The sequence below is a fragment of the Kitasatospora sp. DSM 101779 genome (assembly GCF_025655475.1).
In the GTDB taxonomy this organism is placed as follows: Bacteria; Actinomycetota; Actinomycetes; order Streptomycetales; family Streptomycetaceae; genus Kitasatospora.
Genome location: NZ_JAHTIK010000001.1, coordinates 6,250,165 through 6,268,848 on the forward strand (window position 1 = coordinate 6,250,165; position 18,684 = coordinate 6,268,848).

Genomic DNA, 18,684 nt, shown 5'->3' on the forward strand with positions numbered 1-18,684 from the left:
GTGGGGCATGGGGTGGGGCATGGGGTGGGGCAGGGAAGGGGCCGGGGGCTTTGGTGTCGAGCCCCTGGCCTGGCGTTACATGAGTGTTAACGCTCACAAGAAGCCCGTCAAGGGGGCTGGAGTCACCATCGGGTCACGTGCGGGCATAGATACGGAAGCGCTGCGCAGGCTGCTTGACGGGCAGACTGTTAGCGCTAACAATTTGCGCCGGAGCGGCTGCCCGGACATGCGGAAGCCGCCCCCGCCGGTGGGCGGGGGCGGCTCTGCGGCGCTGCGGTCGTCAGCCGGTGAAGCCGGCCGTGATCGAGGTGAACTGCCAGTTGTTCTGGTTGATGCCGGAGCAGTTCTCGGCCACGCCGCCGCCGGCGCACGGCCGGTCGCGGTTGACCGACCAGAAGGCGAGGCGGGCGATGTGGTTGGCGTTGGCCCAGTCGCGGATGCTCGTCCAGGTCGCCGGCGTGGTGGTCTCCTGCTGGTCGGAGAGGCCGTTCATGCCGGAGATGCCGACGTGGGCGTACGCGGTGGCGTCGTCCCAGCCGAAGGTGGTCTTCAGCTTGTCCTTCAGGCCGTTGGCCGCGCTGACGCTGCTGCCGTACATGTCGGCGCCGCCGCCGAAGTCGAACGGCATGACGGTGAAGACGTCGATGTCCGCGCCGAGCGCCTTGGCCTGCTCGATCAGCCGGTTGCCGTAGTAGGTCGGGCCGGTGGTCGCGGTGCCGAAGGTGAGGATCGTCCGCAGGCCCGGGTTGTTCTGCTTGACGATCTTCAGGGCGCCGAGGATGCGGTCCTGGACGACGGTGTTCTCGAACTCGTCGGTGTTCTCGATGTCGACGTCGATCGCCTTCAGCCCGTACGCGCTGATCACCTGCTGGTAGGCGGCGGCCAGAGCCGCCGGGGTCGAGCAGTTCGGGCCGAGCTTGTTGCCCTGCCAGCCGCCGATCGACGGGACGATGTCGCCGCCGGCCGCCCGGATCGCGTTGACGGTCTGCTGGTCCATGCCGCCGGTGAGCGGGCGCTGGCCGTCCCAGGACGGGTTGCAGCCGCCGGAGGAGAGGATGAAGGCCATGGTGAACCACTTGATGCCGGTGGCGCTCATCACCGTGGTCGCGGACGGCGGCTCGCCCCAGCCCAGGTACAGGTAGGGCGCGGCCTGCTTGAAGCCGGTGCCGCCCCCGCCGCCCGCGGCGGTCGTCACCGTGACGCCGTTGGAGGCGGCCGAGGTGTTGCCCGCCGCGTCCCGCGCCTTGACGGTGAAGGTGTAGGCGGTGCTCGCGGCCAGGCCGGTCACCGTTGCCGAGGTGCCGGTGCTGCTGGCGACCACGCTCGATCCGCTGTACACGTCGTAGCCGGTCACGCCGACGTTGTCGGTGGAGGCGTTCCACGACAGCGAGACGGTGGAGGAGGTCTTGCCGGTCGAGGCGAGGCCGCTCGGCGCGGTCGGCGCCTGGGTGTCGCCGCCGCCTCCGCCGCCCGGGCCGTCCAGGCTGATGTCGTCGGCGTAGTAGGTGCCCTGGCCGTACCAGCCGTGGGTGAAGATCTGCGCGCTGGTCTGGCTCGCGCCGGTGGTGAAGGTCACCGACAGCTGCTGGTACGAGGCGGCGGACGGCGTCCAGGTGGAGGCGCCGCCGGTCACGCCCAGGTAGACGTAGTTGCCGCGAACCCAACCGGACAGCGTGTACGTGGTGTTGGGCTGCACCGAGACGGTCTGGGTGCACTGCGCGGTGTCGCTCGCGCCGGCCGCGGCGGCGAGCGCCTTGCTGCCGGAGTGGACGGGGGAGCCGACCACCGAGCCGAGCCCGCCGGTGCAGGACCAGCCGCTGAGCGTGCCGCTCTCGAAGCCGGGATTGGTGAGCAGGTTGGCCGCCTGGGCCGTTGCGGGCAGGGCGACGGCCGCGGCCGAGCCCAGCGCGACGGCGCCGAGCGCCGCCACGAGGCGGTTGCGGGAACGCACAGGACCTCCAGTGGGGGATGGGGGTTGCGGCCGCAGGGGTGCGGGGGAGCCGTGCAGGCCGCGTGCACCGCCAAGATGGACTAGACCAATCTCCGGTGTCAAGGGTCCGTCAACGACCGTCGGCTCCCGAGTACTTGGCCGGATCCGCGCCCCCGCAGGTGAGCCGCCCGGCACCTGCCGCCGGGCCACCGCAGACCGCCGGAGAAATTCGCTGGCGCGGCCTCGCCGGCCGTGGCTACCGTGGTGCCGTTCGGGAGGCCCGCCGAGGGCCGCCCCCCGTCGAGCCCTGTGCACACCCGGAGGTGAGGACCGTGATGACCGTCGCTGCGCTGGACGCTGCCCGCGTCCGTACGTCGTTCACTCCCACCCCCGTGGCCACCGGCTGACCTCCACGACTTCCTGACGCGCCGTCGGGCGCGCACTGCCGGGGCCACCCTTGCCGAAGGGCCCACCCCACCGTGACCAGCTCCACCTCCGCCGCCCTCCCGCTCTCCGCCCACGGCTGGAACGAGGACAGGGCGGCCGAGTTCGCCTTCTACGCAGAGGCGGGGCTCACCCCCGCCCTGATCTCCCGCGTCGACCGCGGCCGGTGCGACGTCCTGCTCGCCGACCCCGAGTCCGGCGAACTGCGCACCGTCCGCGCCGACACCCGGCCGGTCGGCGACCCCGATCCGCTCAAGTGCCCCTGCACCGGGGACTGGGCCGCCGTCGACCTCGCCGCGCAGCCCCTGCCCACCGTCTCCGCCCTGCTGGGCCGGAGCACCGCGGTCGTCCGCAAGACCGCGGGCAGCCGCTCCGAGGGCCAGGTCCTCGCCGCGAACATCGACACCGTCATGATCGCGGTCTCGCTCGCCGCGGACCCGGACCTCGGGCGGATCGAGCGCTTCCTCGCCCTCGCCTGGGAGAGCGGTGCCGCACCGCTGGTCGTCCTCACCAAGGCCGACCTGGTCGACGACGCCGACTTCATCCGCGAGGACGTGGAGAAGATCGCCCCGGGCGCCACCGTGCTCACCGTCAGCGCCGAGACCGGCGAGGGCATGGACGTGCTGCGCGCCTGCCTGCACGGCGCGACCGCCCTGGTCGGCCAGTCCGGCGCCGGCAAGTCCACGCTCACCAACGCCCTCGCGGGCCGGCAGGCGATGGCCGTCCAGGAGACCCGCTCGGTCGACGAGAAGGGCCGCCACACCACCACCACCCGGGAGCTGATCCCGCTGCCGGACGGCGGCGTCGTCATCGACACCCCCGGGCTGCGCGAGGTCGGCCTGTACGGCGGCGAGGGCGTCGACCTGGCCTTCGCCGACATCGCCGGACTCGCCGAGCAGTGCCGCTTCGACGACTGCAGCCACCGCTCCGAGCCGGGCTGCGCGGTCGCCGCCGCACTGGAGGACGGCACGCTGCCGCAGCGCCGGATGGACAGCTACCTCAAGCTGCAGCGCGAGAACGAGTGGATCGCCTCGCGCAGCGACGCCCGGCTCGCCGCCGAGCGGATCAAGAAGTGGAAGAGCATCAGCAAGTCGATGCGCGGATCGTCCAACCCCACCCGGCACGACCCGCGGCGCACCCACTGACCGGACGTCCCGCCCCGGCCCCCGGCCCGGGGCGGGGGAGGTGTGCCCGTGCGGCTGCCGGAGCCCCCACAGCCCCCGGCAGCCGCACGGCGTTCTCGGCCGGCCCGTCAGGCCGGCAGGTCCCCCGTCCGGATCACCTCCGCGTACCAGCGCGCACTCTCCTTGGGGGTGCGCCGCTGACTCGCGAAGTCCACGTGGACGATGCCGAACCGCTTGCTGTAGCCGAACGCCCACTCGAAGTTGTCCAGCAGCGACCACAGGAAGTAGCCCTGGACGGGCGCCCCGTCGGCGATCGCCCGGCGGACGGCGGCGAGGTGCCCGTGCAGGTAGGCGATCCGCTCCGGGTCGCGCACCGCACCGGTCGGGTCGCAGTAGTCCTCGTACGCGGCGCCGTTCTCCGTGACCAGCAGCGGCAGGCCGGGCAGGTCGTCGCGCAGCCGGGTGAGCAGCTCGTACAGGCCGTCGGCGTCGACCGGCCAGCCCATCGCGGTGCGGCTGCCCTCGGCGGGCAGGAAACGCACGCCGCGGTCGGCGGGCCAGGGCGAGAGGTCGCCGGCGTGGCCGTCCTGGCGGGCGGCCGGGTTCTGCGGGTCGTCCGCGGCGACCACGGTCGGCGTGTAGTAGTTGATCCCCAGCGAGTCGATCGGCCGGGAGATCTCCGCCAGGTCGCCGTCGTGGACGAAGGACCAGTCGGTCACCCCGCCGGTGTCCGCCAGCACGTCCGCCGGGTAGCGGCCGTGGAACACCGGGTCGAGGAAGATCCGGTTCGCCAGACCGTCGATCCGGCGGGCCGCGTCCAGGTCGGCCGCGTCCTGCGTCAGCGGGCGGACGGCCGCCAGGTTCAGCGTCAGCGACACCTGCGCCGCCGCGGGCAGCGCCGAGCGCAGCGCCGCGGTGCCCAGCCCGTGCGCCAGCAACAGGTGGTGGTGGGCCGTCAGGGCGGCCGCCGGGTCGGTGCGGCCCGGCGCGTGGATGCCGTTGCCGTACCCGAGGAAGGCGCTGCACCAGGGCTCGTTGAGCGTCGTCCAGGTGCCGATCCGGTCGCCGAGGCGCTCGGCCGCGACCTGCGCGTACTCGGCGAAGCGGTACGCGGTGTCGCGGTTCGTCCAGCCGCCCGCGTCCTCCAGCTCCTGCGGGAGGTCCCAGTGGTAGAGCGTGGCCACCGGGGTGACCCCGGCCGCGAGCAGCTCGTCGACCAGCCGGTCGTAGAACGCCAGGCCGGCCTCGTTCACCGGGCCGCGGCCGCCGGGCACGATCCGCGGCCAGGCCAGCGAGAAGCGGTACGCGCCGAGCCCGAGCGAGGCCATCAGGGCCACGTCCTCGCGGTACCGGTGGTAGTGGTCGGCGGCGATGTCGCCGTTGTCGCCGTTGCGGACCTTGCCCGGCGTGCGGCTGAAGGTGTCCCAGATGGACGGCGTGCGGCCGTCCTCGGCGGCGGCGCCCTCGATCTGGTACGCGGCGGTCGCCGCGCCCCAGACGAAGCCGGCCGGGAAACCGGTGCGGACGGGGGAGGGGAGGGCTTCGACGGACATGTCGCCTTCCGGGGAGAGTGGTTGGGGATGCACGGGGGGCGGGGCGGGCTCAGCCCTTGACGGCGCCCTGCATGATGCCGCCGACGATCTGCCGGCCCAGCAGCGCGAACACCAGCAGCACCGGGAGCGTGCCGAGCAGGGTGCCGGCCATCACGACCGACTGGTCCGGCACGTAGCCCTGGCCGAGCGACTTCAGCGCCACCTGCACCGTCGGGTTCTGCGAACTCAGCGCGACGATAGGCCAGAAGAAGTCGTTCCAGGTGGCCATGAAGGTCAGCATGCCGAGCACGGCCATGCCCGGCCGGGCGACCGGCAGCACGATCGACCAGAAGATCCGCAGGGCGGAGGCGCCGTCGACCCGGCCGGCCTCGATCAGCTCGTCCGGCAGCGCCTGGATCAGGAACTGCCGCATGAAGAACACGCCGAACGCCGAGACCAGCGCGGGCAGGATCACCGCCGGCAGCTTGTTCTGCAGGTCCATCTTCACGATCACCATGAACAGCGGGATCACGCCCAGCTGCGGCGGGATCATCATGGTGCCGACGGTGACGGCCAACAGCAGCCCGCGGCCGCGGAAGCGCAGCTTGGCGAAGGCGAAGCCGGCCAGGGTCGAGGAGAGCACCACACCGGCGGTCACCGCCGCGGACACCAGCAGCGAGTTCCACAGCGCGGTGCCGATCGCGGCCTGCTGCAGCGCCTCGCCGAAGTTGTGGAACAGGTTCGGCCCCGGAGTGAGCGCCGGAGTCGCCGCGCTCAGCTCGGAGTTGGTCCGGCTGGCCGCCACCACCGTCCAGTAGAACGGGAAGACGAACAGCAGCGTGGCCGTGCCCAGCACCGCGTACGCGAGCGGGCCGCCCTGCAGGGGGGAACGCTTGGCAAGCATCATCTCGATCACCGGTCCGTACGGTTGCGCCGGGCGGCGATCGCCGCGTTGAGCAGGGCGAGCACCACGATCAGCAGGAACATCACCCACGCCACGGCCGCCGCGCGGCCCAGGTGGAAGAAGGTCCAGCCCTGCTCGTACATGTAGAGGCCGAGGGTCTGGTACTGGTGCGAGATGCCGCCGCCCGCGTTGCCCTCGTACAGCAGCGGTTCGCCGAACAGCTGGGTGGCGCCGATGGTGGAGACCACCACGGTGAAGACGATCGTCGGGCGCAGCCCGGGGATCGTCACATGGCGGAACTGCTGCCAGCGGGAGGCGCCGTCCATCGCCGCCGACTCGTACAGCTCACCCGGGATCGCCTGCATGCCGGCCAGGTAGATCAGCGCGTTGTAGCCCGTCCACCGCCAGGTGACGATCGCGGACACGCCGAGCTGCGAGGCCCAGGTGCTCGCCTGCCAGTCCACCGGGGAGAGGCCGGCGGAGGTGAGCAGCCAGTTGATCAGGCCGTAGTCACGGCCGAACAGCTGGGCGAAGACCAGGGTCGCCGCCGCCACCGAGGTCGCGTACGGCATCAGCATCGCGACCCGGAAGAACGTCCGCCCGCGCAGCTTGTAGTTGAGCAGGTGCGCCAGGCCGAGCGCCATCAGCAGCTGCGGCACGGTCGACAGCACCCCGATGGTGAAGGTGTTGCCCAGCGCGTTCCAGAAGAAGGGGTCCTCGAACAGCCGGGTGTAGTTCTGCAGGCCCAGCCAGTCCATCTGCTCCGAGGTCTGCAGCTCCACCCGGTGCAGCGACACGTACGCGGTGTACACCAGCGGGAACAGCCCGAAGGCGGCGAACAGGACGAAGAACGGCGCGACGAACCCGTACGGGGCGAGCCGCCCCGCCGCACGCGGGCCGGACCGGCGCGCCGCGGCGGCCGGTGCCGGCTGCCCGGGGCGCCGCCCGGCGGCCGGGGCCGGGGGAGAGGTGATGGCCATGGGGAGTCCTCGGACGGGGCCCCCGGCCGGACGGGCCGGGGGCCGGTGATCAGGCGTCGGTCATCGCCGGTGCGTCAGTTGCCGTTGGCCTTCTTGACGTTGTCCAGCGCGTGCTGCCACGCGGTGGCCGGCGCGGTGTTGGTGCGCTCCACCTCGCCCAGCGCGTCGGTGAACGCCTTGCCGATCACGCCGTCGTCCGTGCCCAGGACCTGGGCCGGCATCGCGGCCGCGGACTCGCTGAAGATCTGGCCGATCGGCGCGTTGTTGAAGTACGGGTCCTGGACCGACTTGATCTCGGCCTGCGCCGCCGTGCTCGACGGGAAGGAGCCCTGCTTGGTGAAGAGCTTCACCTGCTGCTCCTTGGCGGTCAGCCACTTGATCAGCTCGGCGGCCTCCTTCGGGTGCTTGGCCGTCCGCGGGATCGCCAGGTACGAGCCGCCCCAGTTGCCGGTCTTGCCCGGGCCCGCGGCGATGTCCCACTTGCCGGCGGACGCGTCGCCGGCCTGGCCCTTGATGTAGCCGATCATCCAGGCCGGGCAGCTCAGCGTGGCGAACTTGCCGGTGGAGAAGGCCTTGTTCCACTCCGGGGTCCACTGCGGCAGCTTGGCCGACAGGCCGTCCGCGACCAGCTTGGCGGAGTCCTCCCAGGCCGTCTTCACCGCCGGGCTGGTCTCGTAGACCGCCTTGCCGCCCTCGTCGGAGTAGCGGACCTTCTGCTGGCCGACCTCGGCGGTGAACATGCCCGCCGCGCTGTCCGTCCAGGCGTTGCCCGGCTGCGCCTTGGCCGCGTACTGCTTGCCCAGCTCCAGGTAGCCCTGCCAGGTCGACCACTTGGCGGCCAGCTCGATGCGGTCGGTGGGCAGGCCGGCCGCCTTGAAGAGGTCGGTGCGGTAGCAGATCGCCTCCGGGCCGATGTCGGTGCCCGCGCCGAGCACCTTGCCGTCCGCGGTCTTGACCGCCGCGCCCTTCCACTCCACCAGGCTGTCGTTGACGTCGCCGATGCCGACGGTCTTGAGGTCGGTGAACTTGTCGGCCTGCTTCTGCACGACGCTCGCCACGCGGCCGACCTCCAGGCCCTGGATGTCGGCGACACCGCCGCCGCCGGCCAGCTTGGTCTGCAGTGCCTGCCAGTACTGGGCCTCGTCCTGGGTGTCGGACTGCTTGATGGTGATGTTGGGGTGGGCCTTCATGTACTCGTCGTAGAGGCCGGTCTCCTTGAACCCGAAGGTGCCGAAGAGGTCGATCGTCAGGGTGACCTTGCCGTCGGCGGCGTCCTTGGAAGCGGTGCCACCGGAGGAGCAGGCGGTGAGCAGCATGGTCGCCGCGAGGGCGGCGGTGCCGAGGGCGGCCGTACGGCGGGCTCTGAACGGGCGCATGGGGATGTCTCCTGACCGGACAGGGGGTGGCTGGAGTCTGCGAAGGGGAGCGCTGACGAGCGAGCGCTCTCCGTGTGCCGCCGGCATGCCGATGCCCGGTGCTTCGTTTCTGAGAGCGCTCTCAGCGATGCAAGGAGATTGCCGGGGTTTGCGGTCGGCCGTCAAGGGGTCGAAACCTGACCGTAACCTCGAAAGCGGCCCCTCCGCCGTGGCCCTGCGGGCCTTTTCCGGCCGAGCGGGCGGCCGTTCGGGAGATTCTGTTCAGCGCATTGACACTCCGTCGGATCCGGCCCTACCGTCCCGATCGCTGAGAGCGCTTTCAGAACTCACCCTCACACTCACCCGTCCCCCACCCCCACCCGAGGTGGACCCGATGAAGATCAGATCCCTGCGCAGCCCGGCCGCGGCGGTCACCGCCCTGGCCCTGGCGGCCGCCGCAGCACTCACCGCGACCGTCGCCGCCGGCAGCGCCGCCGCCGCGACCGTCCCGGTCGGACTCGGCGGATACGCCGACACCCGCCCCGCCGGCACGGTCGGGCCGAGCAACGCCGACGGCGCCCCCGTCACGCCCAAGGTCACCACCCGCATGACCGGCAAGGCCGCCCCCACCAACGACTGGTGGTCCTCGCTGATCTACCAGCGCTACGCGGGCAACCCGTACTCCGAGAACATGTACGCCCACCCGTTCACCTTCAAGGCGAACGCGAACGGCCTGGAGGTCGGCTACCCCACCACGCCGACCATCACCTCCGACGGGCGCCAGTACGACTTCACCCACACCCGCGACCTCACCCTGGGCGTGGCCGGCCTCAACTCGCCGGACACCAAGGTCGACGGCTGGTCCGACTGGACGGTCACCCCCTACTGGGCCGACGCCGGCCACACCTTCAGCGCCACGGTCGGCCACGGCCTGCCGTACGTCTACGCGCATGCCACCGGCGGCGCCGCCCAGATCACCACCGCGGGCACCCCGACGGTCTTCGCCGACCAGGGCAACGTCCTCGGCATCACCGTCGGCGGCCACCACTACGGCCTGTTCGCGCCCACCGGCACCGACTGGACGGTGAGCGGCAGCACCCTCACCGCCGCCCTCGGCGGCAAGGACTACTACTCCGTCGCCGTGCTGCCCTCGCCCGCCGACCTCGCCCGGTACCGCACCTACGCCTACAGCTTCGTCACCGACACCAGGGCCACCTGGAACTACCAGGAGTCCGCCGGCACGCTGAGCACCACCTACACCGCCACCACCACCCCGCAGGAGGGCACCGAGACCGGCACCCTGCTCGCCCTGTACCCGCACCAGTGGCAGGCCACCGCCGACCCGCTCACCGCGCTCGCCTACACCTCGCCGCGCGGCACCATGAAGGTCCGGCAGGGCACCTCCTTCACCACCGCGCAGGCAGTCACCGGCGTGCTGCCCTCACTGCCCGACCTCGGCGCCTACGACCGCACCGCCCTCGACACCATGGTCAAGGCCGAGGCGAACGCCGCCGACCCGTGGCAGGGAGCCACCGACACCTACTGGACGGGCAAGGCCCTCGGCAGGCTCGCCCAGCTCGTGCCCGTCGCCGACCAGCTCGGAGACACCGCCACCCGCGACAAGCTGATCGGCCTGCTCAAGGGCAAGCTCGAAACCTGGTTCAAGGGCACCGGCTCGTCCGTCTTCGCCTACGACGCCACCTGGAAGACGCTGATCGGCTACCCCGCCTCCTACGGCACCGACGCCGAACTCAACGACCACCACTTCCACTACGGCTACTTCGTCCAGGCCGCCGCCACCGTCGCCCGCTACGACGCCGCCTGGGCCGCCGACTCCGCCTGGGGCGGCATGGTCAAGCTGCTCGCCAAGGACGCCGCCAACGCCGACCGCACCGACGCCCGCTTCCCGCTGCTGCGGAACTTCGACATCTACGCGGGCCACGGCTGGGCCTCCGGCCACGCCGGCTTCGCCGCCGGCAACAACCAGGAGTCCTCCTCCGAGGGCCTCAACTTCAGCTCCGCGCTGATCCTCTACGGCTCCGCCACCGGCGACACCACCTTGCGCGACCTCGGCGTCTACCTGTACACCACCGAGGCCAACGCCGTTCAGCAGTACTGGTTCGACGCCGACCACACCGTCTTCCCGAGCACCTTCGGCCACGCCACCGTCGGCATGGTCTGGGGCAGCGGCGCCGCCTACTCCACCTGGTGGACGGCCTCGCCCGGCATGATCCACGGCATCAACTTCCTGCCCGTCAACGGCGGGTCGCTCTACCTCGGCCGCCGCCAGGACGACCTGCGGGCCAACCTCGCCGAACTCAAGGCCAACAACGGCGGCGCCTTCACCGACTGGCGGGACATCCTCTGGGAGACGGAGGCGCTCGCCGACCCGGCCGCCGCCAAGGCCGACTGGGACGCCGGGAACGCCGGCTACACCCCGGAGGAGGGCGAGTCGAAGGCCCACACCTACCACTGGATCCACAACCTGGCCTCGCTCGGCACCCTGGATGCGGCGACGACCGCCGACACCCCGACCGCGGCGGTCTTCACCAATGGCGGCACCCGCACCCACGTGGCGTACAACTACACCACCGCCGCCCGCACCGTGCACTTCTCGGACGGCTACACGCTGACCGTGCCCGCCCGGTCCACCGCCACCGAGCGCGGCAGCCGGCAGGACGGCGGCACCGGCGGCGTCACCCCGTCGCCCACCCCGACCGGCTCGCCCACGCCGACACCCACGCCGACGCCCACCCCCACCCCGACCCCGACGGCCAGCACCGGCAACACCTTCTACCTGCAGCCCGGCGGCGCCCTGACCACCGCCTACGGCACCGCGGCCGCCGCCGACACGCTGCCTTCCGCGGGCGGTACCAACCACGACGGCACCCCGTACCAGGCGAAGGTCTACGAGATCCGCAACCTCAGCGGCACCGTGAAGCCCGGTGCGGCCACCGACTTCGACCTCTGGGTCGACGCCGGCAGCGCCGTCGGCCTCGGCCAGCAGGCCAGGATCTCCTACGACCTGACGGGCGACGGCACCTTCGAACGGGTCGAGACCTACCGGTACTTCGCCACCGACCCGGTCGCCGGCTGGGAGCGCTACTCCGGCGCCACGGCCGGACTCGCCTCCGCCACCGGCACCCTCGGCTCCCTCGACCACGGCACCGTCCGCATCGAGGTGTGGTCCGCGATCGGCAGTGCCCCCGCCCAACTGCGGGTCGGCGCCAGCCAGGCCCAGGGCAGCGCCTCCGTCCTGCGGATCCCGTTCGACTAGCCTCGCTTCCCGGGGCGTGCCGAGCCTTGTAGCGGCAAATCCGGGTCACCCCTGGTTTCCACGGTGGCCCGCATCCGCATCGCGCGGTTCCCCGCACCCCTGAACCCGACCACCCGAGCGCCTTCGAAGACGACTCCCAGGGTCCGTCGACTCGGCTCCCCGTCCCGCCCCGTGCGCATCGCCGGGGCGGACGGGGAGTTCCGCACGTCCGGGCTACCGGTCGGGCCCGCCGGCCGCGCCGACGCAGGCCTCGTTGCCCTCGGGGTCGGCCAGCACCCAGTGGGCGGGGGCGAACTCGTCGTTGACCAGGCGGCCGCCGGCCGCGAGCGCGGCGGCGATCCGGGCCTCGGCCAGGTCGTGGGGGACCCAGACGTCGACGTGGACCCGGTTGCGCTGCGGGCGGGGCTCCGCCATCTGCTGGAAGTAGAACGGCGCTCCGCGGCGCTGCGGGTCGACCAGGTCCTCGGGGCTGCCGGCGCGCTCCCGGTAACCGAGCAGGGCGCGCCAGAACGCCACCACCGCAGGCCCGGCGAGGGCGTCGACGGTGACCTGGACGGTCTGCACGGCCGACGGGTCCGCGGACAGGTCCAGCTTGCGGGCCACCGTCGAGATCCGGCGGGCCAGTTCGACGTGCCGCTCGGTCAGCCCGTAGTAGTCCTCGGTGAGGGCGATCAGCCGTACGGTGACGCCCTCGGGGCGCAGGTCGACGTCGGGGGCGTCCGCACCGGGGCCGGCCAGGTCGCCGATCTCCTGCACGAACCGGGCCCCGGCCGCGAAGGATCCGGTGCGGAAGTACGCGCAGGCCCCCTCGCCCAGCACCCGCCAGTCCTGTACGCCCTCGCTCTCGTGGAAGCGCCGGGGCCTGATCCGTTCGGTTCCGTGCACGTCGTCGGTCATGCGCGCCAACGTAGCAGGACGTGAACGGACCTTCCTGACCGAGCGTCACCCGGCAGCGTCGGCACCGTCCGGGCGGACCCGCTCGACCACCCGGAAGCGCTGCAGGACGAGCGCGGTCGAGCCGTCCACGGTGAACTCCGGGTCCTCCAGGACGGCCCGCAGCTCCGGGCCGTGCCAGAAGCTCTCGTGGCCGGCCCGCCACTCGGCGACCGAGGCGTAGCCCTCGCCCTCGGCCGCGGCGTGCCCGAGGTCGACCTCGGCGAGCGGCGCGATCCGTACCTCGGCCAGCTCGATCACCGCGACCACCCGGTCCTCGGAGTCCACCACGGCCTCCCGCAGGCCGGCGGTGGGCAGCGGCTCGCCCAGCTTCTCGTACTCCGCGACCAGGCCGGTGGTGCTCGTCTTGGAGCCGTCCAGGATCGCGGCGACGAGTGCGTCGCGCAGCGGCCCGGGGAATGCGAACTCGGCCTTCGGCAGACCCTGGTAGGTGTCACGGTCCATCCGGCCAGGTTAGCCCGGAGGTCGGTCGTGGACATCCGGATTCCGGCCGGGGGCGCCGTCGGGCGGCGTGGCCGTCGGCGGCTGCTCGGCGGCGAGGCGGCTGCGGGTGCGCATGAGGATGCGGCCCAGCAGGTTCCGTCCGGTGCCGTTGCGTCCGCAGCCCCAGTGGCCGTCGTCGAAGGTGTCCTCGACGAGCTCGTCGCCCCCGGTGGCCAGGAGGATCGCGCGGATGTCCTCGTGGGTACGGAACTTGGCCTCCACGCCGCGGCGCATCACCTCGTCCCGGGCCTTGTGCCAGTCCCGCCGCAGTGGCGCGGCCGGGTCGCGTCCCAGCGCGGCCGCGCGCAACGGGGAGTCGGCCCGGCGGATCCGTTCGGCCTGCCGGCCGCCGGAGAACCTCTGTGCCTGGTACCAGTGTTCGACGGCGGGCCAGTACGCGCCGTCCAGCTCGATGCCGTGCGGCGAGAAGGTGGAGAAGCAGCCGTACGGGACCTCGTCCGCGCCGTGGAATCGGATCGTCATGCCCGCCGTCCCTTGAGAGGGAGAGCGCCAGGCTTCCGGCCACCGGCCGCTCCGGGCAAGCGATTTCCGGCGCGGCGGACCCCGCGGATGATGTCCACAGGTCAAGTGAGCCCTAAGAGACGCTTAAGGGACTGCGGAGATTTGTATCCTCGCAGGTCAGGGGCTTGGCGCTGACTGAGGGCGGCATTGTCGGCGGGGGCGACTCGTCGGTAGCGTGTGGGCCCACCGGAGCCGCCCCGGTCGCGAAGAGAGCGCTCTCGCTCCTTCGGGTACGTGCGGTCCTCCCTGCTCCGCTTCCACCCGTACCCCAGGAAGGGGTGTGCCTGCATGGCCTCCCACCGCAAACGCCGCTGGTCGCTCGGCGGACTCGTGCTCGCGCTCACCACGGCCCTCGTGGGAGCGGCATTGGTCTCCGCCAACGACGCCGTGGCCCCGCGGGCCGGCGCCGCGACCGCCGCGCAGACCTGGTCCGACGAGTTCGACGGGCCGGCCGGCCGCGGCCCCGACGCCGCCAAGTGGACCCTGGAGACCGGTGGCGGGGGCTTCGGCAACCACGAGCTGGAGTACTACACCAACAGCACCTCCAACGCCGCGCTGGACGGCCAGGGCCACCTGGTCATCACCGCGAAGAAGAACACCGACCCCGGCCTCGGCTGCTGGTACGGACAGTGCCAGTACACCTCCGCCCGGATGAACACCGCCCGGACCTTCACCCAGGCGTACGGCCGCTTCGAGGCCCGGATCAAGATCCCGCGCGGCCAGGGCGTCTGGCCGGCCTTCTGGATGCTCGGCAACGACCTCGGCACGGCCGGCTGGCCGAACAGCGGCGAGATCGACGTCATGGAGAACATCGGCCGCGAGCCGAACAGCGTGCACGGCACCATCCACGGCCCGGGCTACTCCGGCGCCGGCGGCCTCGGCGCCGCGTACAGCCTGCCCGGCGGCAAGGCCTTCGCCGACGACTTCCACGTCTTCGCCGTCGACTGGAGCCCGAACGCCATCGTCTGGTCGGTGGACGGCACTCCGTACGAGACCCGCACCCCGGCCGACACGCACGGCAACAAGTGGGTCTTCGACCACCCGTTCTTCGTCATCCTCAACCTGGCGGTCGGCGGCGACTGGCCCGGCAGCCCGGACGGCTCGACGGCCTTCCCGCAGACGATGGTCGTCGACTACGTGCGCGCCTCCACCTCGGGCGGCAGCCAGGCGGCCGGGCCGATCCGCGGCATCGGCGGCATGTGCGTCGACGTGGCCGGCGGCTCCAGCGCCGACCGTACCCCGATCCAGCTGCACAACTGCACCGGCAACGCGGCCCAGCAGTGGACGGTCGGCAACGACGGCACCGTCCGCGCCCTCGGCAAGTGCCTCGACGTGTCGGGTGGTTCCACCGCGGACGGCGCCGCCGTCCAGCTGTACACCTGCAACGGCACCAACGCCCAGAAGTGGACGTACACCGCCGCGCACGACCTCACCAACGTCGGCGCGAACAAGTGCCTGGACGCCACGGGCGGCTCCTCGGCCGACGGTACCCGGCTGCAGACCTGGACCTGCAACGGCACCAACGCCCAGAAGTGGACCGTCGGCTGACCCCCCGGCCCCGGCGGTTCCACCGCGGCGCCCCGCACCCGGCCCCGGCCGGGCGCGGGGCGCCCGCCGTCGTGGGGGTACCCGCTACGGCCGCCGTTCGGGGAGGGGGCGCAGGCCGGGCCAGTGGGCGAGCATGCCCTGGTACATGGCGGTGGCGAGGCGTCCGAGGTCCCTGGAGGCGGGGGTGCCGGTGCTGAGGCGGCCGACCGTGCGCAGTCGGTGGGCGAGCCGTTGGCGGGCGGTGGCGGTGCCCCAGGTCCAGTCGCGGTGGGGGATCCGGGCCAGGTGGTCGGTGGTGCCCCGGTGCGCGCGCTGGACGAGGGCGTCGCCGCGCAGCAGCCACCCGGCGCAGGCGTCGGCGAGGTCGCCGTCCACCGCGGTGCCGGTGTCGGCCCGCCACTGCTCGCGGTAGGCGGCCTCGGCGGCCGCCAGCCGCTCCGGCGCGGGAGCGGTGGCGCACCAGCAGGTCGGGAAGCCGATGCGCAGGTAGGCGAGTTCGACGATGCCCGGCCCGCGGGAGGCCTGTTCGAAGTCGACGAAGCGGATGCCGTCGCCGGTGTGCAGGTCGTTGCCCGGGCACGGGTCGCCGTGCAGCAGGGCGCGGCCGGGCAGTCGGGCCAGCCGGTCGGCGAGGCCGTCGAGTTCGGCGCGCGCACCGGCCGGTACGACGGCGCCGAGCGCCCGGGCCAGCCGCAGGAAGGCCTCCACGTCCTCGCCGGTGGGTCCCGTCCAGGCGGGCAGGCCGCCGCCGTCGCCCGGGCCGGCCGCGGCGTGCAGCCGGGCCAGTGCCGCCGCGTAGTCGACCACCCAGTCCTCGTGCGGCGTGCCGTGCTCCAGGTGCTCCAGGACGAGTACCCGTGCCGCCGGGTCCGTCCCGAGGAGCCTCGGTGCCACCGGCGGGTCGGCCCGGGCGGCGATCCGCAGTGCGGCCGTCTCGCGGGTGTAGCGGTCGTCGGCTCCGGGCCCGTCGCGGAGCTGTTTGACGACCACGGGGGTGCCGGCGAGATCGGCCCGCCAGACCCGGGACCGCGGGCTGCTGCCCAGCCTGCGGGCGCCGCGCGGTGTGCCGAGCTCGGCCCTCAGCCGCTCTCCGAAGGGCAGTCGTGACCACATGGCGTCATCATCGCACGGGTACGAACCGTCCGGCGAGCGCATTGTTGACGAGGTGTCAGGCGGAGCCGCGGACCACCAGCCGGGTCGGCGTGATCACCGAGGTGGGGCCGCGGCGGGCGGTGGTGTCGACCTGGCCGGCGAGCCGGCGCAGCAGCAGACGGGCCATCAGGCGGCCCATGTCCTCGATGTCCTGCCGGATCGTGGTGAGCGGCGGGTCCGTCCAGGCGGCGATCTGTTCGACGTCGTCGAAGCCGACCACGGCCACGTCCTCCGGCACCCGGCGGCCGGCCTCGCGGAGCACCCGGAGCGCGCCCGAGGCCATCGCGTCGGAGGCGGCGAAGACGGCGTCGAGGTCGGGCCGGCGGGCGAGCAGTTCGGCCATGGCGCGGCCGCCGCCGTCCGGGGTGAAGTCGCCCTCGGCGATCAGGTCGGGGTCGCCGTAGGGCAGCAGGTCGCGGTAGCCGTCGAGGCGGTCGACGGAGGAGGTCTGGTCGAGCGGGCCGGTGATGGTGGCGATCCGCGTCCGGCCGAGGGACTGGAGGTGCTGGACGGCGATCCGGCCGCCGCCGCGGTTGTCGCTGTCCACGTAGGTCAGCTCGCGGTCGGACTCGGCGCCCGGCCAGCCGGGCCGTCCGCCTATCACGAACGGCAGGCCGACCCGGCGGGCGATGTCCGGCAGCGGGTCGCTGTGGTGCAGCGAGAAGAGCAGGGCACCGTCCACGTGGCCGCCGCCGAGGTACCGGCCGACCCGTTCGAAGTCGGCCTGGTCCTCGATGAGCAGCAGCACCATCTGGTTGTCCGCCGAGGAGAGCTCGCGGGAGATGCCGCGCAGGTGCTTGGCGAAGAACGGGTCGGAGAACAGTCTGCTCTCCGGCTCGGAGACGACCACCGCGACCGCCTGGTTGCGCCGGGTGACGAGGGTGCGGGCCGCGAGGTTGGGGACATAGCCGAGTTCGTCGACCGCGCGCTGCACCTTCTCGCGCAGCGAGGCGCGGACGCCGGCGCCGCCGTTCACCACCCGGGAGGCGGTGGCCCGGGAGACGCCGGCCCGTTCGGCGACGGACTCCAGGGTCGGTCTGGGCAGGGTGCCCGCGGTGTCGCCCCGGCCGGCGGTGCCGGTGCCGGGGTGGGATCCGCCGCGGGTCGGTGCGCCGCCGGAGGGCTCGGCGGGGGGTCCGTCGCCGGTGGGCTGGTGCTGCGACACCCTGGGCTCCTCTCACGGATCTGTTCGCATCAGAGCCTATCGGGTGCGTCGAGTCCATTGAGAGCGCTCCCAGGAATCGGGTCGTGTCGGACACCCGGCCCGCTCCCGACCCATGACGGCCATGTCCGATTTCCGCCGGTCGGGGCCGCCGGGGTGGCGCAGACTGGAGGGCGTGATCGACGACGAGACCAGGTACCGGGCCGTGGACAGCCGCGACTCCCGCTTCGACGGAGTCTTCTTCACCGCCGTCCGCACGACCGGGATCTACTGCCGGCCGAGCTGCCCGGCGGTGACCCCCAAGCGCGTCAACTGCACCTTCTACCCGACCGCGGCGGCCGCCCAGGGCGCCGGCTACCGCGCCTGCCGGCGCTGCCGCCCGGACTCCGTGCCCGGCTCGCCGGAGTGGAACCACCGCGCCGACCTGGTCGGCCGCGCGGTGCGGCTGATCGGCGACGGCGTCGTCGACCGCGAGGGCGTCGCCGGCCTCGCCGACCGCCTCGGCTACAGCGCCCGCCAGCTGCAGCGCCAGCTCACCGCCGAGCTCGGCGCCGGCCCGCTCGCCCTGGCCCGCGCCCAGCGCGCGCAGACCGCCCGGCTGCTGCTGCAGACCACCGGGCTGCCGGTCACCGAGATCGCCTTCGCGGCCGGCTTCGCCTCCGTGCGGCAGTTCAACGACACCGTGCGCGAGGTGTACGACCGCACCCCGACCGCGCTGCGGGCCGAGACGGCGGGCCGGCGGGCCGGTCACGCCGCGGCCGGCACCCTCGCGCTGCGGCTCGCCTACCGCGGCGCTCTGGACAGCGACCACCTGCTCGACTTCCTCGCGCTGCGCGCCGTGCCCGGCGTCGAGGAGGTCGTCCCCGGCGGCCGTCCCGGGGTGCGCACCTACCGCCGCACGCTCGCCCTCCCGTACGGCCACGCCGTCGCCGAGGTGGACGGGCTCGCCGCCGCCGACCCGCCGACCCGCGGCTGGCTGGACTGCCGCCTCGCCCTCACCGACCTGCGCGACCTCACCACCGCCGTGCACCGGCTGCGGGCGCTGTTCGACCTGGACGCCGACCCGGACGCCGTCGACGAGCGGCTCGGTGCCGACGAGTGGCTCGGCGCGGCCGTCCGCGCCCGGGCCGGGGTGCGCTCGCCGGGCCACGTCGACCCGCACGAGCTCGCCGTCCGCGCCGTGCTCGGCCAACAGGTCACGGTCGCCGCCGCGCGCACCCTCGCCGGCCGGCTCGCCGAGCGGTACGGCGCCGCCCTGCCCACGCCCAGCGGCGGCCTGCGGCTGCTCTTCCCGGCCGCGGCCGCGCTGGCCGGGGC

At 73.1% G+C, this 18,684-nt stretch carries 14 protein-coding genes; 4 read left to right on the forward strand and 10 right to left on the reverse strand.

Features of this window, described 5'->3' with window-relative positions; translation table 11 throughout:
• Positions 1–280 precede the first annotated feature (280 nt).
• The gene (locus KSNIM_RS28435; RefSeq protein ID WP_263105968.1) at positions 281–1,951 is read right to left on the reverse strand and encodes a carbohydrate binding domain-containing protein; all 1,671 of its coding nucleotides are present in this window, start codon (positions 1,949–1,951) and stop codon (positions 281–283) included.
• Positions 1,952–2,409: 458 nt separating this feature from the next.
• On the opposite strand from KSNIM_RS28435, the gene rsgA reads away from it, so the two are divergent.
• Positions 2,410–3,519 (forward strand): ribosome small subunit-dependent GTPase A, encoded by a 1,110-nt coding sequence (gene rsgA / locus KSNIM_RS28440; protein WP_263105969.1) that lies wholly within the window; start codon positions 2,410–2,412, stop codon positions 3,517–3,519.
• 107 nt (positions 3,520–3,626) lie between these two features.
• Here rsgA and KSNIM_RS28445 read toward each other — a convergent pair whose 3' ends face one another.
• From KSNIM_RS28445 to KSNIM_RS28460, 4 genes are all read right to left on the reverse strand, one after another.
• Positions 3,627–5,051, reverse strand: coding sequence for a GH1 family beta-glucosidase (locus tag KSNIM_RS28445; RefSeq protein WP_263105970.1), 1,425 nt, complete (start codon positions 5,049–5,051; stop codon positions 3,627–3,629).
• 49 nt (positions 5,052–5,100) lie between these two features.
• Positions 5,101–5,937 carry a carbohydrate ABC transporter permease gene (locus tag KSNIM_RS28450; protein ID WP_263108144.1) on the reverse strand — a complete coding sequence of 279 codons (837 nt, stop codon included), beginning with the start codon at positions 5,935–5,937 and terminating at the stop codon, positions 5,101–5,103.
• 5 nt (positions 5,938–5,942) lie between these two features.
• Positions 5,943–6,914 carry a carbohydrate ABC transporter permease gene (locus tag KSNIM_RS28455; protein WP_263105971.1) on the reverse strand — a complete coding sequence of 324 codons (972 nt, stop codon included), beginning with the start codon at positions 6,912–6,914 and terminating at the stop codon, positions 5,943–5,945.
• Between the two features lie 74 nt (positions 6,915–6,988).
• Positions 6,989–8,296, reverse strand: a complete 1,308-nt coding sequence (locus KSNIM_RS28460; RefSeq protein ID WP_411543892.1) for an extracellular solute-binding protein — start codon at positions 8,294–8,296, stop codon at positions 6,989–6,991.
• A gap of 367 nt (positions 8,297–8,663) precedes the next feature.
• On the opposite strand from KSNIM_RS28460, the gene KSNIM_RS28465 reads away from it, so the two are divergent.
• Positions 8,664–11,546 carry a glycosyl hydrolase gene (locus tag KSNIM_RS28465; RefSeq protein WP_263105972.1) on the forward strand — a complete coding sequence of 961 codons (2,883 nt, stop codon included), beginning with the start codon at positions 8,664–8,666 and terminating at the stop codon, positions 11,544–11,546.
• 213 nt (positions 11,547–11,759) lie between these two features.
• Here KSNIM_RS28465 and KSNIM_RS28470 read toward each other — a convergent pair whose 3' ends face one another.
• Genes KSNIM_RS28470 through KSNIM_RS28480 form a run of 3 tightly spaced genes read right to left on the reverse strand, consistent with a single transcriptional unit; the run spans position 11,760 to position 13,466 of the window.
• Positions 11,760–12,443: a VOC family protein gene (locus tag KSNIM_RS28470; RefSeq protein ID WP_263105973.1), complete on the reverse strand. Its 684-nt coding sequence runs from the start codon at positions 12,441–12,443 to the stop codon at positions 11,760–11,762.
• 45 nt (positions 12,444–12,488) lie between these two features.
• Positions 12,489–12,944 carry an ASCH domain-containing protein gene (locus KSNIM_RS28475; protein WP_263105974.1) on the reverse strand — a complete coding sequence of 152 codons (456 nt, stop codon included), beginning with the start codon at positions 12,942–12,944 and terminating at the stop codon, positions 12,489–12,491.
• A 9-nt stretch (positions 12,945–12,953) separates the two neighbouring features.
• Positions 12,954–13,466, reverse strand: coding sequence for an NADAR family protein (locus KSNIM_RS28480; protein ID WP_263105975.1), 513 nt, complete (start codon positions 13,464–13,466; stop codon positions 12,954–12,956).
• Between the two features lie 327 nt (positions 13,467–13,793).
• On the opposite strand from KSNIM_RS28480, the gene KSNIM_RS28485 reads away from it, so the two are divergent.
• Positions 13,794–15,053, forward strand: coding sequence for a family 16 glycosylhydrolase (locus KSNIM_RS28485; protein ID WP_263105976.1), 1,260 nt, complete (start codon positions 13,794–13,796; stop codon positions 15,051–15,053).
• A gap of 84 nt (positions 15,054–15,137) precedes the next feature.
• On the opposite strand, the gene KSNIM_RS28490 is transcribed toward KSNIM_RS28485, so the two are convergent.
• On the reverse strand, positions 15,138–16,166 hold the full coding sequence (locus KSNIM_RS28490; RefSeq protein WP_263105977.1) for an aminoglycoside phosphotransferase family protein: 1,029 nt from the start codon (positions 16,164–16,166) through the stop codon (positions 15,138–15,140).
• Positions 16,167–16,221: 55 nt separating this feature from the next.
• A complete protein-coding gene (locus KSNIM_RS28495) occupies positions 16,222–17,250 on the reverse strand; it encodes a LacI family DNA-binding transcriptional regulator (RefSeq protein WP_263108146.1) in 1,029 nt (342 codons plus the stop codon).
• A 241-nt stretch (positions 17,251–17,491) separates the two neighbouring features.
• On the opposite strand from KSNIM_RS28495, the gene KSNIM_RS28500 reads away from it, so the two are divergent.
• A partial coding sequence (locus KSNIM_RS28500) for a bifunctional transcriptional activator/DNA repair enzyme AdaA (RefSeq protein ID WP_263105978.1) occupies positions 17,492–18,684 on the forward strand: 1,193 nt, incomplete at its 3' end.

Excerpts from the sequence above, each read along its gene's own strand:
- KSNIM_RS28465 (WP_263105972.1), top strand. The coding sequence starts at position 8,664 with ATGAAGATCAGATCCCTGCGCAGCCCGGCCGCGGCGGTCACCGCCCTG.
- KSNIM_RS28480 (WP_263105975.1), bottom strand. The coding sequence starts at position 13,466 with ATGACGATCCGATTCCACGGCGCGGACGAGGTCCCGTACGGCTGCTTC.
- KSNIM_RS28485 (WP_263105976.1), top strand. The coding sequence starts at position 13,794 with ATGGCCTCCCACCGCAAACGCCGCTGGTCGCTCGGCGGACTCGTGCTC.
- KSNIM_RS28455 (WP_263105971.1), bottom strand. The coding sequence starts at position 6,914 with ATGGCCATCACCTCTCCCCCGGCCCCGGCCGCCGGGCGGCGCCCCGGG.
- KSNIM_RS28470 (WP_263105973.1), bottom strand. The coding sequence starts at position 12,443 with ATGACCGACGACGTGCACGGAACCGAACGGATCAGGCCCCGGCGCTTC.
- KSNIM_RS28450 (WP_263108144.1), bottom strand. The coding sequence starts at position 5,937 with ATGATGCTTGCCAAGCGTTCCCCCCTGCAGGGCGGCCCGCTCGCGTAC.
- KSNIM_RS28490 (WP_263105977.1), bottom strand. The coding sequence starts at position 16,166 with ATGTGGTCACGACTGCCCTTCGGAGAGCGGCTGAGGGCCGAGCTCGGC.
- KSNIM_RS28475 (WP_263105974.1), bottom strand. The coding sequence starts at position 12,944 with ATGGACCGTGACACCTACCAGGGTCTGCCGAAGGCCGAGTTCGCATTC.
- KSNIM_RS28445 (WP_263105970.1), bottom strand. The coding sequence starts at position 5,051 with ATGTCCGTCGAAGCCCTCCCCTCCCCCGTCCGCACCGGTTTCCCGGCC.